This is a genomic window from Krasilnikovia sp. MM14-A1259 (genome assembly GCF_047159535.1).
Taxonomy (GTDB): domain Bacteria; phylum Actinomycetota; class Actinomycetes; order Mycobacteriales; family Micromonosporaceae; genus Actinoplanes.
In genome coordinates this window covers 2,726,969-2,740,531 of the sequence record NZ_BAAGAJ010000002.1, presented here as the reverse complement: position 1 = coordinate 2,740,531, position 13,563 = coordinate 2,726,969, and the positions used below count along the sequence as shown (strand labels likewise).

Sequence of the window (13,563 nt, the reverse complement as noted above, 5' to 3'; positions counted from 1 at the left end):
TTCCTTGGGGCGGCAAAGGCACGTTCCCGTACGGGTCGTATCAAGGTCATTCGGCCGCGTGCGGGGAGGTGATCATGGTTGCTACTTGGCGGTATAGTCCCAGCCCGTGACGCTGGTGAATACCTGTGACGATGAATTGACCGCGGTGGCGGAGCCCGAGCCGGCGCAGACCGCGGACCGCCCCTGGCGCCGCTCCGCCCGGGTTGCGTTGATCAGCTGGATCGCGGCCACCGTCACGTACGCGATCATCACCGTCTACGCCTGGCGCGCGAGCACCGCCCCCACGCCCGACCTGCACCACGTCTTCGGCATGTGGAAGTGGAACGACGTCAACTTCTACGTCGAGATCGCCGAGTACGGATACGGCCGGAACGCGGACACCCCGGCCTTCTACCCGCTGTATCCCATGCTGATCTGGACCGTCGACAAGCTCACACCCGGTGACCTTCTCGTCGCCGGTGCCGTGACCTCCTCGATCTGCGCGTACCTCTGCATGCTCCTGCTGCACCGCTTCGTGGACATGGAGTTCGGTGCCAAGGTCGCCTCCCGGACCGTGATCTACTTCGCGGCTTTCCCGATGGCGTTCTTCCTGTACAACGCGTACAACGAGTCGCTGTTCATCCTGCTCAGCATCGGCGCCCTGTACGCCTGCCGGCGCGGCCACTGGTGGCTGGCCGGTTCGCTGGCCGGGCTGGCCGGCGCGACCCGGCTGTTCGGGCTGCTGCTGGGCGTGCCGCTCGCGTACGAATACCTGCGGCAGATCGGCTGGCGGCCCCGCCGGATCAGGTGGAACGCGCTCAGCCTGCTCCTGGTCCCGGTCGGCCTGGCCGCCTATGCCGTCTACTGCCAGGTGGCGATGGGCAACTGGCGGGCATTCGTGGATGCGCAGTCGACGTGGAAGCGCGCCTACGGCTTTCCCGGGCAGTCGCTGCTCGAAGCGATCTGGCTGGTCATCCGGCAGGGCCCACGCAGCGGCGAGTTCATCCCGAACGAGTACTACCTGATCACCCTGTTCGAGGCCGCCGTCGTGCTCGGCGCCCTGATTCTGCTGGTGCTCGGCTTCGTCGGCCCGTGGAAGTTGCGGCGCGACCAGTACTTCCTGCTCGTCGCCACGGCGGTGCCGCTGCTGCTGGTCTCCATGACGATGGTGGGCGACCAGCGCTGGCTGCAATCGGCGCCGCGCTACGCCATGGAATGGGTGGTCGCGTTCATCGTCCTGGCGCGGATCGGCGGCAACGCGTTCGTCGACCGCATCTATCTGATGCTGGGGTTCTCGCTGCAGACGCTGATGCTCGTCACCCTCGTGCTGCAGGCGCACTGGGTCGCTTGACCGGCGCAGGTCCCGGCGGCGGGTACCGGCGCAGGATCCACACCTGCTGGCCATAGGCGAACAGGTTCTGCGTCAACCAGTACAGAACGACGCCGATGGGAAAGAACGCGCCGGACACGAGCAGCGACAACGGGATGGCGAACAGCGTCAGCCGCTGCATCGTCCGCGCCTGCGGGTCCGGGGACCATCCCGTCTTGCGGATCATCTGCCGGCTGGTGAGGAAACTCGTGGCCGCCATCGCCGCGATCAGGATCGCCGCCACGATCGTGACGGTGCCGCCGTGGCCGCCGAACGTCGCGGCGATCGGTGCCCCGAACAGCCGTGCGTTCGCCGCGCTGTCGAACTGCGCCAGAGTCCAGCCGTACAGTGTGCGGGCGCTCTCGCTGGTGACGGTCGGCCTGAGGTGACGCAACACGTGCAGCAACCCGAGCAGGATCGGTGCCTGCAGCAGCATCGGCAGGATACTCATCAGCGGGTTGACCTGCTCAGACCGGTAGAGCTTCTGGAGTTCCTGGTGCAGGGTCTGCCGGTCTCCCTTGTGCTTGTCCTGCAACGCCTTGACCTTGGGTTGCAGCAGTTGCACCGCGCGTTGCGTCCGGACCTGCCTGATCACGATCGGGATCAGTGCGGTGCGGACGGTCAGTACCAGGAAGACGATGCCGAGCACCCAGGACCAGCTCGTCTGCCACCCGAACGCGTCACCGAGCACCGTGTCCCAGGCGGCATGCCAGAACAGCAGGACCGCGGAGATCGCCGAATAGACCATCGCCATCAACGGGCTGAACAACGTACTCATGGCGCCACCACCCGGGCGGCAGCGGATCCGGACAGGACAATGGACACGGGCATGACGAACCCCTCGAAGGACGGCCAAGCGGCTGGATGAGGACAGGAACGGTCACCAGCGGCCGCGACGAGCGGTAGGAAAAGGAGAAGACGCTCAGGCGGCCGCGAGCGGCCCGGTGGGCCCTCTCGGCCGGGTGCGTCCTGCGGCGTCGGGATCGCGATGGCGCGGCACACCGGCACGGCCCGCCCACTCCCGCAACGCGCGGTGGAGGATCCTCGGGTCGGCCGCGGTGGCACGCCGGCTCAGCACCATATTGGCGGCGAAAACCGCGATCAGCAGCACACCGGCGACCGCGCCCGTGCCGACGAGCAGTCCGGTGCCGACGAGCAGATCGGTCGGGCCGGCGTCGGTCAGCACGCTGACCAACTGCCAGAACACCTGCCACCAGATCACGCCGTTACCGTACCCTCCGGGCGCAAAGTCCACACGGGTTCAGAAGCCCGCGAGGACGGCGGTGGCATGACTGGCTGCGCCACGCGGCCACAGCACCCGGTGCCACGACGGGATTCAACCGTTCCAGCCCGCCGCGCCGGTGTCCGACGGTCATGACCGTCGAGATCCGGCGCCGGTGCCCCTCGCCCACGACAAGAAGCGGTCGTAGAGGGCGGCAGGCTGATCGCGCCGGTGCAGGTCGGTCAGCGCGTCGTACATCTGGGCCGCAAGGTAGATCGTCAACGCCGATGGCGAGTATTTGTACTCCGTGAGCAGGTGAGTCTTGGCCGGCCGGCACGGCCATGGGTAGCCGCACTGCCGGCAGCGCCACGTCGGACGGCCGGGGGTGTGGCGCGGTGCGGCGCTCATCGCGTGCCCCGGCCGCCCTGCGCTCCATCTGAATGTATCGGGCATTCCAATGACACCCCGCATACCGGACACCACCGCTGCTTGGCCTTGAACATGAGCAGGCCGCCCAGAAACCCGATCACCATTGCGGCCAAGACTGATACGGCCAAAGTCATGATCACCTTTCCTTTCGTGCGGGATCCGCGCGATTTTGGGGGTGCGGTGCCGGATTCCATTGAGCCGGTGGGGTAGGCGCATCACCAGGTGATGGGCGCGGACACTGGCGATGTCCGCATGGGTTGAGCTGGGATAGACATGGACGGTCGGCAGGTGGTCGGGTTTCGTACGTGATCCGAAGGATGCGGGGGCACACGTGATCGACGACGGCGCAGCGGACGTCGCACCGACGGCTGCTCAGGTGGCCGGTCACCGGGTCTCGTACGACTGGCTGACCGGGCATCGCGGGGGTCTGTACTGGGTGGAAGCCTCGCCGTTGACCGGGCAGGACGCCGTGGTGCGGTGGACCCCGGAAATCTCCGAATGCCAGGTGACCGGGCCCGCGGGGGTGAGCGTGGGCAGCAGTCTGCACGCGTATGGCGGGATGCCGTACGCGGTGCTGCCGTCGGGCGACGTCGTGGTGGTGGACAACGAGTCCGGACAGCTCGCCGGTCGGGACGTCCGCACACGCGGCACCGCACATGTGTACGGGGACCTAGTCTGGTCCGACGAAGGTCTGCTGAGTATCCGCGAGGGAACACGCGGCGATGAGATCGTGGCGGTGGAGGTTTCGTCGGGCAAGGTTCGTGTCCTGCTGAGCACCGATGGCCTCCTCGCCACGCCACGTCCGGCGCCGGGTCGACTGGCGTGGGTGCGGTGGGGTCCCGGGGTGATGCCGTGGGACTCCAGCGAGGTGTGGGTGGCGGATCGCGGGCCGGCCGCCGGTTCGCTGGCGAACCCGGTCCGGGTGGCCGGTGGGCGCGATGAATCTGCCTTCCAGCCGCGATGGGGTTTCGATGGCTGGTTGTATTTCATGTCGGACCGGACGGGATGGTGGAACCTCTACCGGTGGCGTGACGGTCACACGGAGGCGGTGGCGCCGATGGCGGCCGAATGCGCGACCGCTCCGTGGGAGTCGGGATACGCCAACTACGTCCTGCTGAACGGCGGGCGGATCGTGATGACCGTCCAGCGAGGGCCGGAGCAGAGCCTGGCGGTGGTGTCGGGTACGCGGACGACGTTGCTTGCTTCGCCGTACACATCGATCAAGCCGTTTCTCGCGCGGGTTGGCAGCCGGATCGCGGTGATCGGGGCGTCGTCGACCCGCCAGCAGGAGATCGCGGTGATCTCGCCGGACGGCTCGGGCCGGGTCGATGTCATCCGGCGTGGCCGGGAGCAGCCACTCGGCCGGCTGCCGGCGCCGGAGCTGATGAGGGTGCCGTCCGGGGACGGCGAAGTGATTGCCGTGTACCACCCACCGGCGACCGGTGGCCGTCCGACGCCGATGATCGTCAGACCGCATCCGGGTCCGACCTATCACGTCGCCTTGAGGTTGGACGGGGAGGTGCAGTTCTTCACCAACCGTGGGTTCGCCGTCGTGGATGTCGACTACCGGGGTAGCACCGGCTACGGCCGGGAATTCAGGAAGTCGCTGGACGGGCAGTGGGGCCGATTCGATGTCGATGACTGCCGCAACGTCGCCCGGCACCTGATATCGGCCGGGCTTGCCGCCCCGGGTGCGGTCTTCATCTCGGGCGCCAGCGCGGGCGGTTACACGGCTTTGCGAGCGGTCGGCGAGGAAGAACCGTTCGCACTGGCGGTGGCTCGATCGGCGATCGTGGACCCGCATCGGTGGGCGACCACAGCACCCCGATTTCAGCGCCCGCACGCGGTGATCCTGGCCGGTGACGATTCCGGCGTGCGTGCGGACCGGGTACGGCGGCCGGTGCTGCTCGTGCACGGCGTCGCGGATGAGGTCGCACCGATCGACGACGTGATGGCGTTGGCGGAGGCGCTACAGAATCGGGGGATGCTTGCCGGGCTGCTGCCGCTCGACGGTGTCGGGCACTATCTGTCGCGGTCGGCGTTGGCGACGGCATTGGACGCCGAGCTTGCCGCGTATCTGAACGTGCTCAAGAGGGCGGGCTTGTCATTGCCGGGTTGACGAGCACGGGCAGCCGCGTGTGAGCGTATTCGACGACGTCTCGCACCTCGGGCTGGTCCGAATAGGGCTGCAGTTCCGCCAGCATGAGCACGATCCGGTGTGCGCTGCGGAACGAACTGATGGCGGTGGCATGGTCTATTGCCTGACGGGCCATGGCACACGCGTGATCGACCTGCCGGCTGCGGGCGAGTGACGCCGTGCTCAGCGCCGAATCGATCGCCTTGCGGCGGATGCGATGCGGCTCCAGGGCGGCGACCGCCTGCGCCGCTTCGCGCTGGGCCGGTGCATGAAGGCCGAGATCGAAGAAGCAGTGTGCCCTTTCGTCGCCAAGGTCAGCTTCGCCGAAATAGGCAATCCAGGATGGTTCCTCGGAGCGCCGACTCCGAGCGAGATCCCTCTCGGCCAGCAGCAACGCCGCCGCGCACGCGACCCTTTCGCCACGCCGCGCATGGGCGCGCGCCAGCACGGTGCGGCAGGCGGCCCGAATGGCCGGTGTGGCGGCTGTCCCGATACCGCGCAGGGATGCTCTGGCGAGGCGGGCAGCTTGCTCGGGGTCACCGCAGTGCAGTGCGAGGTGGCCGAGGCTGACCGCGATGAGGTAGCCGCCGTACAGGCGATCGCCCGCTCCGGTGGCGATCTCCAGTGCACGCAGGTAGCGCTGTTGCGCCATACCGTCGTTGCCCAGGTCGACGGCCTCGTATCCGGCAAGTTCCAGGTATCCGACCGCTACTTGCGGCGCACAGCGGGTCAACGCTTCCAGGCTCTCGGCGAGAGTCCTTGCCAGCCCTGGGTACGTGAGTCCTGCTCCGTGTCTGTGGTCCGCTTCGCGGAGTACCCTCAACTGGTCGGCAGCGGCGTGCTGATCAGCGGCGTCTGAACGCCGGACCGGTGCGGTCGACAGCAGCCAGTCCAGCACGGGCCGATCCGTCGCCTCCGATCGGAAGCCGGACGCCGCCCCGCCCACGTCACGCGCTGGCCGGAGGACACGTTCGCGCTGCAGCATCGGCAGCAGGCGGTGAAGTCGCCCGTTGGCGCCCAATGTCGCGTCGCATTGCTCGACGAGGTCGTCGGAGGGCGTACGCTCGGCGGCCTCGACCCGACGGATCAGGTCCTTGTGTACGAAGAGGGCCTTGCCGAGATCGGCCTGGGACATGCCTGCTCCGAGGCGGAGCCTACGGATTTCAGCCCCCAGGAAATGCAGCACCGAACGGGTCGGCTGGAGATCCTTCGGGGTCTGGCCCATCTGTCACCACCATTCGGGAGCGCCGTACACGACCGACAACAGTCCATTGTCGGCGCGGCGCGGGTGCGGGTCGCACGGCACCGTCGTCCAAGCATGAGGACAATCCCGATGTCCGCATGCGCGCGGCTCTACTCGGCGGCGGACAGGCGCTGCACTATTGTCTTCTGGTTCCTCCGAGGCGGGACTCGAGCCATCGCAGGGTGTAGAGGGATTGTTCCCGTTGCATCCGGCGCAGCCCCGGTAGGCCGGGGAGCTCGGGTAGGTGCCCTTCCCTCCAGGCTCGGCCGGACAGCCCAGCAAGCGCCACGTTGACGTCCTCCGCCGGTGTGTCCTGCCAAGATGACTGCTGTAGCAGGTGCTCGGGGTCGAGTCCGCACGCGGCCAGGTCGGGAGCAAGCCGGACGAGGTCCATCCAGCCCGGTGCGGTCCACAGATGTGTCCAGTCCACAATCCGGAACTCCCCGTCGGGTTGCCGGATGACGTTGTCCCGCCGCAGATCCCCATGGTGCAGGGCGGATCCGACGGCGAGGACGTCGAGCCATCGACTCTCCAGCTCGGCGAGCCGCGGGATAGCAACATCCACCGGCAACGGCCGCCCGCGCACATGCTCCACGGCTATCCGGCTGAGCTCAGAGTCTGCGCTGCGGTTCAGCGCCTGCCAGCAGCCGAGCAGAGGAAGAAACGCCTCCGCATACGGTGACGTGCCAGCGATGGGGCTTGGATCCATCAACTCACGCATGCGCTGCACCACCGCGAGGATCTTCGGTTGGTCGGCCGCTTCCCACCTCGTCACGGGGGCGCCGTCGACGACTTCGTAGGCCGCCACCCGCCATTGCTCCACGGAGGTGGAACCGACCAGCCGGGGGCCCAATTCGTCTGCCACCACGGCCAGAGCCACACCGGCTTCCACGGCCTCACCGAGACCTTGGCCCACTGGAGCGGCCTTGGCGAATAACCGGCTCCCGTCAGTGCCGATCACGACCGATGCCACTGACGGCGTGAACCCTGCTTCAGCGGGGTATTCGGCGACGACAGAACTGCCGAGCAATTCCTCCACCGCGAACCGAACGCTGTCCGGCGTGTCCGCCAGGCGCGGTCGCCGGATCCCGTACTCGTCATTCAGGGTCACTGTCGCGACGCCTCAGTCTGCGGCGAGCCGGGCGCGGTGTTGGCGGTTGATGTCGATGAGCTGGTCGAGGGCGTCGCGGGCCCGGGTGAGTTCCTCGATGTGTGCGGTGATCCGGTCCCGTTCGTCGGTCAGCCGCTCCCACGCGTCGTCGGCGTTCTGCGCGCTGGGGGAGTCGACGCAGGGCAGCAGTTCGGCGATCGTCTTGCTGGACAGCCCCGCGGAGTACAGGCGCTGCAGGAAGCGGACCCGGGCGATCTCGTTGTCGGTGTACTGGCGCTGGCCACCCGTGCTCCGGGTGCTGGTGAGCAGCCCCTGCTCCTCGTAGTAGCGCAGCGAGCGCACGCTCACCCCGGCCTGGGCGGCGAGATCGCCGATCCGCATGGTGCCTCCCGATGTGATCCGCCCCGCAAAGCTTGCATCTGACGTCAGTGTCAGGTCCTAGCGTAGCGGCACGCCCGGTCGGCGGGCGTGACCCCCCGTGAGGCTCCCGGAAGGCAGTACGCGATGACGACCCTGTTCGACCGCTTCCAGCTCGGCCAGTTGGTCCTGCCCAACCGCGTGGTGATGGCTCCGTTGACCCGGGTCCGTGCCGCGGCGGGCGGGCTGGCGACGCCGTCGATGGCGACCTACTACGCCCAGCGCGCCACCGCGGGGCTGATCGTGACCGAAGGGGTGCAGCCGAGCCTTGTCGGGCAGTCGAACCCCGGCACCCCGGGCCTGCACACCGACGAGCAGGTCAAGTCGTGGCTGCAGGTCACCGACGCGGTGCACGCCAACGGCGGGCGCATCTTCGCCCAGATCATGCACGGTGGGCGGGTGTCGCACCCGGAGACGAGCGGGATGCAGCCGGTCGGCCCGTCGGCGGTGCCGTTCGAGGGGGAGATCTTCACCCCGAACGGGCGCCGGCCGGCGCCGGTGCCGCGGGCCCTGGACACCGCGGAGGTGCCCGAGCACGCACAGTCCTACGCCGATGCCGCGGTACGCGCGATCGACGCGGGCTTCGACGGGGTGGAGTTGCATGGCGCGAACGGCTACCTGATCTCCCAGTTCCTGTCGAGCGCTGCCAACCAGCGCACCGACCGGTACGGCGGCTCGCTCACCAACCGGATCCGCTTCGCGGTCGAGGCGGTGGCTGCGACCGCCGAGGCGGTGGGTGCGCACCGTACGGGGATCCGGCTCTCGCCCGGCGCGGGCATCTGGGGCGCTGCGGAGACGGACGTGGCCGAGATGTACGCGGCCCTGCTCGCGCAGCTCGCGCCGCTGGAACTGGCGTACGTGCACCTGGAGGTGACCACGGCCGACGACGTGCTGGTCGGGCTGCGGCACGCCTGGCCCGGCACGCTCATCGTCAACCCGGCGTTCCCGATGGGCCCGAAGAAGGCGGACCGGGCGGCCGCCGACCGCTGGCTGGGCCTGGGGGCGGATCTGATCAGCTTCGGTCGCGCGTTCATCGCCAATCCAGACCTCGTCGAGCGCCTGCGGCAGGGCCTCCCGATCGCGGAGGACGACCAGGCGACCTGGTATGCGGGTGGTGACCAGGGGTACATCACCTATCCCACATACCGGTACGCCGGCTGACCCTGCCGTCAGGTCTGCCCGTCCGGCGCGATGAGGTGACGTCCGGCCGGGTGTGGGTGCCAAGCACACACCCGGCCGGGCCGATCATCCACGCGGACCCGGCCGTCTCGGCGGGGCAGCGGCGGCGGGCAGGGGAACGCGGAGCCGCCGCAGCCCGGGTCATCCGGTCAGCAGGCACGAGACACGGCAATCAGACCGAATGCCGCATTGCCGACCTAGGCACGATGACGGATTTCAGAGAAACACGAGTATTGCGCAAAATGTCGTAGGCAAATGGTCGCCCACGACATATTTATGCTTTTCAGCCGGGTAGCCTCGCCCGCGGAAACGACCGCATGCGAGGAGAACCATGACCGCCCCATCGTCCGGCAGCCCCCGGCTACCGCGCCGCGGGCTGCTCACCCTGGCCGCGCTGGCGACCCTCCCGGCGGCCTGCTCGACCGCCCGGCGCGGGGCCGAGGCCGCGCCGCCGCGCGCGACCCCGAGCACCGGCGCGACCACGAGCGGCGCCCCGAGCGCGAGCGTCGGCCCCGCCACCGCGACGGCGCGCCCGTCGGCGTCCGCGTCGGCCACCCCGGAAGGGTCCGCGTCGCCGAGCGCGGGGGCCACCACGGCACACTCGTCGCTCGGCGGCCCGGTGCCGTTCGAGGCGGGCAAGGTGAAACTGGGCGCGTACATGAGCCTCAGCGGCAAGTCGCTGTCGCAGAGCATCGCGCTGCGCCGCGGCCAGCTCGGCCGCGAGCAGCGCATCGTGCACGTCTTCTACGGCTTCGGCGAACGGCTGGAACGGCCCTCGATCGGTGACAGCACCCTGCTGGTGTCGTGGCACGGGGTGCCGTACTCGCGGATCAACGGCGGCGGGTCCGACAAGCTGATCAAATCTGCGGCGCGGGACCTGGCCCGGCACGGGCACCCGGTGATGTTGCGCTGGGGCTGGGAGATGAACGGCGACTGGTTCGAGTGGGGCGGCGCGAACAACGGGCAGGACACGGCCGGCTACATCCGGGCGTGGCGGCGGATGCACGACATCTTCCGCGCCGAGGGCGCCGACAACGTCGCCTGGGTGTGGAGCCCGAACTGGAATTCCGGCCCCAACACCTCGTGGAACAAGATGCAGCGCTATTACCCCGGCGACGCGTACGTCGACTGGGTCGGCGTTTCCGGCTACAACTTCTTCAAGGAGTCCCCGCGGACCCTGTTCAAGCCGGTGGTCAGCGCGTACGGGGGCAAGAAGCCGATCATCGTCACGGAGACCGCGGCGGTCGACTTCGGCGGGCGCAGCAAGGCCGACTGGATCGCCGACCTGTCCGCGTACGTGAAGTCGACGCCGCAGATCGGCGGCCTGGTGTGGTTCGACACCGACACCCAGGAGGACGTGCCGCACAACTTCCGGATCGACACGAGCGCCACCACGCTCGCCGCGTACAAGGCGATGGCCCGTAGCGCCCGCTTCGCCGGCTAGGGGACGGGCCCGCGCGTGCACGCGCGGGCCCGTCGTACTCAATTGCGGTGGATGGTGAACGTGGTCGTCGGGTTCTCGATGTCGCGGTAGTTGTTCGACAGGTGCAGGCCGTTGAACGTCACCTCGCCGACGGCCGGGCCCTGGCCCGCCTCGGGCATCGGATTGGCCCAGATCCCGAAGCCGGACTTGGCATCGTACGCATCACCGCTGCGCTGTGCGCCGGAGATCGTGACGTTGGTGAAGACCGTGTCCTTGATCGGGAACTGCGGCTGACCGCCGACGTAGTTGGTCTGGAACATGATGCCCGAGTACGTCGGGTCGACGATGTCCACATTGCTCACCCGGATGCCCTGGAACACCTTCGACGCGGAGAACACCCAGATTCCGGGGAAGGTCTGCGCCCCCCAGAAATGCCCACCGGCACGGACGACCGTGATGTTGTCGAAGACGGTCGGCGGGTCGGCGCCGAAACCGTTCATCGGGATCCCGAAGTCCAGCGAGCTGATCGTGATGCCGGAGTAGACCAGCGTGTCCGCGATGTAGATGTTGCGGAACGTGTTGTGGTACCCGCCGTACACCGCGACCCCGGCGGCGCGCCAGGTCAGGGTGGCGGTCAGGTTCTCGTACACGTTGCCGGTCTCGTCGGAACCGCCCGCGTCGATCGCCGAGAACAGCGCGAAACTGTCGTCGCCGGTGGCCCGGGCGTCGTCGTTGACCACGTGGTTGTCCGTGCTGCCGTTGGTCATGTTGATGCCGTCGGCGAACGTGTCCCGGATACGGGAGTTGCTGATGGTCATCCGGTCGGTGTTGGCACCCCAGTACAGGCACACCACGTGCTCGGCCCAGATGTTGTCGATCGTGATGTCCGCGATGTTGCTGAAGTCGAACACCTTCCCGGGGCCGTCCCGCCGGATCGTGTAGTTGCCGAAGAACGCGAAGTTCTTGAACGCCGAGCCGCCCGCCCCGCTCTGCGCGGAGAAACCGGCGTCGGTCTCGGTCTGGTCGGCGGGGGTGAAGAACCGGGTGTACCAGGGGCCCGCGCCGACGACCTGGATCGCCCGGCCGTACACCTGGAACTTGCCCGTGGTTTTGTAGTCGCCCGGCGGGAGGTAAACCCCGCTCTTGGCGGTGTCCATCCGGGCCGTGTCCAGAGCCGCCTGCACGGCCTGCTGGTCGAAGCCCGCGGGCACGACGTACTTCGCCGGGTCGGGGTTCGCGATCGGGGTGACCTGCTCGGTGTTGACGAAGTCGATCGCGATCGGGCCCGGGTTCGCGCCGTCCTTCTGCAGGCGGATCGTGCTGCCCGCGGCCACCGTGCCGGTCAGCATGACGTTCGCCTCGTCGTAGATGTGCCGGGCGCCGGTGCCCGAGTTCTGCGGGTTGGCCTCGTCGCCGTACAGCCACGCGTACTTGGAGGTGAGCGGCAGGGTGCGGTTCAGGGTCCCGTCGACGTACACGTCGATCGCGCTCGTTGTGCCGTCGGGGATGGAGAACCGGGCGACCAGTGTGTTCGTCTTCGCCTTGGTGGTCCACTGGACGTACGCGCCGGTCTGGTTCAGCGTGACGGCCCGCCGCCCGGATGCCTCACCGGCGAGGTCCCCGATGGTGCGGTTCGGGCCCACCACCTGCGCGCCGCCGCCAACCTGGCCGTCCTCGGCCTCGTACGAGTCGTACGGCATGTTTGCGCCGCGCCCCACGAGCAGCGGCGTCTCGGTGGTGTTGTTGGCCTTGCGGTCCGGCAGCTCGCCGGGGTCGTCCGCGATCACGGTACGCACGGTGTACCGGCCGGTGGCGGCCGTCCACGTACCCAGGGCGATCGGCGGTGCCGAGGCGCCGGGTGCGAGCGTGCCGGTGTACGAGCCGGTCAGGGTGCGTACCGTGGTCGAGCCGTTGAGGATCGTGACCGTGACGTCGTGCGCGCCGGACGTGGTGGCGATGTTCCCGGCGTTGCGCAGGGCCACCGCGAACGTGACCGGGTCGCCCGCGGCCGGGTTGGCCGGCGACCAGGTGGCGGCCCCGACCAGGTCGGAGGTCTCCGGTTCCGGTACCGGGGTGCCGATGACCTGGAACTCCGCGACCTGGCCGCTGGGCGCCCCGGTGTTGGCGGTGAAGCTGAGGCGTACGTCCGCGACGGTCGCGCTGACCGCGACGGTGACCGTGTTGCCGGAGGCCGGGTCGAACCGGTAGGTCGCGGAGTTCACCAGCGTGGTGAACGCGGAAGCGCCCTGCGCCCGCCCCAGGACCGAGAACGTCTGGGTACGCGCCGCCCAGATCGGGTCCGGGTTCAGCTTCACCACGACGGCCTTCGTGACCGCATCGGCGCCCAGCTTCACGGTCAGGTTCGCCGGGTACGCGCTGCCCTCCCAGTACGTCGCCACGTTGCCGTCGTTCGCGTTGGTGGCCGCGAACGAGTACACCGTGGACGACGCGTCGATCGGTTTGCCGGTGGCGAGGTCGGTGCCCGTGGGTGGCGGATCGGTGGGCGGCGGGGATCCCGGGCCGTACACCTCCAGCTCGGCGAGCTGGGCCGCGGGCCAGCCGGTGTTGGCGGTGAACGTCAGCCGCAGATAGCGGGTGCTGGTCGCGGGCAGGTCCACGGTCACCGCGTTGTCGGTGCCCGGGTCGAACGTGTACCCGGTGCTCGCCTTGACCGGCGTGAACGACGAGCCGTCGGTGCTGCCCTGGATGGTCAGCGTCTGGGTGCGCGTGGCCCAGGCGGCGGCGGGTGGCAGCCGCAGAACTGCCTGGTCGACCGCGACCGTGGCGCCGAGGTCGACCTGCAGCCATTGAGGGAACGCGTTGTTCGTGCTTTCCCAGTACGTGTCCGTCTTGCCGTCCCCGGCGTTGCCGGGCTGGTACACGTCGGTGCTGCTGCTTGCGGTGAATGCCTTTCCGACCGCGAGGTCGGGCCCGGCGGCCTGGGCCGGGGCGGTGTGGGCGAACGCCGTCAATGACGCCGCGGTGAGAACGCTGATGAGGGCAGCCAGCGTGCGGCGGCGGTACGGAGCGGTGCGGATGGCCATGGGGATCCCT

11 protein-coding genes are annotated in these 13,563 nt (G+C 68.8%); 4 read left to right on the top strand and 7 right to left on the bottom strand.

Going from position 1 to position 13,563, the window contains the following annotated elements:
* Nucleotides 1-106: 106 nt before the first annotated feature.
* Nucleotides 107-1,330, top strand: coding sequence for a mannosyltransferase family protein (locus ACMCNK_RS12105; protein ID WP_412736498.1), 1,224 nt, complete (start codon nt 107-109; stop codon nt 1,328-1,330).
* Here the strand turns inward: ACMCNK_RS12105 and yidC are convergent.
* From yidC to ACMCNK_RS12090, 3 genes are all read right to left on the bottom strand, one after another.
* Entirely contained in the window at nt 1,296-2,126 is an 831-nt protein-coding gene (gene yidC / locus ACMCNK_RS12100) for a membrane protein insertase YidC (RefSeq protein WP_412736497.1), read from the bottom strand. The two genes, ACMCNK_RS12105 and yidC, sit on opposite strands and share 35 nt — an antisense overlap.
* Nucleotides 2,127-2,270: 144 nt before the next feature.
* Nucleotides 2,271-2,570, bottom strand: a complete 300-nt coding sequence (locus ACMCNK_RS12095; protein ID WP_412736496.1) for a DUF6412 domain-containing protein — start codon at nt 2,568-2,570, stop codon at nt 2,271-2,273.
* Between the two features lie 150 nt (nt 2,571-2,720).
* A complete protein-coding gene (locus ACMCNK_RS12090) occupies nt 2,721-2,978 on the bottom strand; it encodes a hypothetical protein (RefSeq protein ID WP_412736495.1) in 258 nt (85 codons plus the stop codon).
* 352 nt (nt 2,979-3,330) lie between these two features.
* Between ACMCNK_RS12090 and ACMCNK_RS12085 the strand changes: the two genes are divergently transcribed.
* Nucleotides 3,331-5,118, top strand: coding sequence for a prolyl oligopeptidase family serine peptidase (locus ACMCNK_RS12085; protein ID WP_412736494.1), 1,788 nt, complete (start codon nt 3,331-3,333; stop codon nt 5,116-5,118).
* Here ACMCNK_RS12085 and ACMCNK_RS12080 read toward each other — a convergent pair.
* The 3 genes from ACMCNK_RS12080 to ACMCNK_RS12070 form a co-directional block, all read right to left on the bottom strand.
* Nucleotides 5,087-6,361: a helix-turn-helix domain-containing protein gene (locus ACMCNK_RS12080; protein ID WP_412736493.1), complete on the bottom strand. Its 1,275-nt coding sequence runs from the start codon at nt 6,359-6,361 to the stop codon at nt 5,087-5,089. The genes ACMCNK_RS12085 and ACMCNK_RS12080 overlap by 32 nt on opposite strands.
* 154 nt (nt 6,362-6,515) lie before the next feature.
* Nucleotides 6,516-7,490, bottom strand: a complete 975-nt coding sequence (locus tag ACMCNK_RS12075) for an aminoglycoside phosphotransferase (protein ID WP_412736492.1) — start codon at nt 7,488-7,490, stop codon at nt 6,516-6,518.
* Between the two features lie 12 nt (nt 7,491-7,502).
* On the bottom strand, nt 7,503-7,871 hold the full coding sequence (locus tag ACMCNK_RS12070; RefSeq protein WP_412736491.1) for a MerR family transcriptional regulator: 369 nt from the start codon (nt 7,869-7,871) through the stop codon (nt 7,503-7,505).
* A gap of 123 nt (nt 7,872-7,994) precedes the next feature.
* On the opposite strand from ACMCNK_RS12070, the gene ACMCNK_RS12065 reads away from it, so the two are divergent.
* Nucleotides 7,995-9,068 carry an alkene reductase gene (locus tag ACMCNK_RS12065; protein ID WP_412736490.1) on the top strand — a complete coding sequence of 358 codons (1,074 nt, stop codon included), beginning with the start codon at nt 7,995-7,997 and terminating at the stop codon, nt 9,066-9,068.
* 349 nt (nt 9,069-9,417) lie between these two features.
* Nucleotides 9,418-10,530, top strand: coding sequence for a glycoside hydrolase family 26 protein (locus ACMCNK_RS12060; protein WP_412736489.1), 1,113 nt, complete (start codon nt 9,418-9,420; stop codon nt 10,528-10,530).
* A 38-nt stretch (nt 10,531-10,568) separates the two neighbouring features.
* Here the strand turns inward: ACMCNK_RS12060 and ACMCNK_RS12055 are convergent, their stop codons facing one another.
* Nucleotides 10,569-13,553 carry a discoidin domain-containing protein gene (locus tag ACMCNK_RS12055; RefSeq protein WP_412736488.1) on the bottom strand — a complete coding sequence of 995 codons (2,985 nt, stop codon included), beginning with the start codon at nt 13,551-13,553 and terminating at the stop codon, nt 10,569-10,571.
* Nucleotides 13,554-13,563: the final 10 nt, after the last annotated feature.

What these genes read in the sequence shown, in the direction of transcription:
- ACMCNK_RS12055 (WP_412736488.1), bottom strand. Translation starts at nt 13,553, where the DNA reads ATGGCCATCCGCACCGCTCCGTACCGCCGCCGCACGCTGGCTGCCCTC.
- ACMCNK_RS12060 (WP_412736489.1), top strand. Translation starts at nt 9,418, where the DNA reads ATGACCGCCCCATCGTCCGGCAGCCCCCGGCTACCGCGCCGCGGGCTG.
- ACMCNK_RS12065 (WP_412736490.1), top strand. Translation starts at nt 7,995, where the DNA reads ATGACGACCCTGTTCGACCGCTTCCAGCTCGGCCAGTTGGTCCTGCCC.
- ACMCNK_RS12070 (WP_412736491.1), bottom strand. Translation starts at nt 7,871, where the DNA reads ATGCGGATCGGCGATCTCGCCGCCCAGGCCGGGGTGAGCGTGCGCTCG.
- ACMCNK_RS12080 (WP_412736493.1), bottom strand. Translation starts at nt 6,361, where the DNA reads ATGGGCCAGACCCCGAAGGATCTCCAGCCGACCCGTTCGGTGCTGCAT.
- yidC (WP_412736497.1), bottom strand. Translation starts at nt 2,126, where the DNA reads ATGAGTACGTTGTTCAGCCCGTTGATGGCGATGGTCTATTCGGCGATC.
- ACMCNK_RS12090 (WP_412736495.1), bottom strand. Translation starts at nt 2,978, where the DNA reads ATGAGCGCCGCACCGCGCCACACCCCCGGCCGTCCGACGTGGCGCTGC.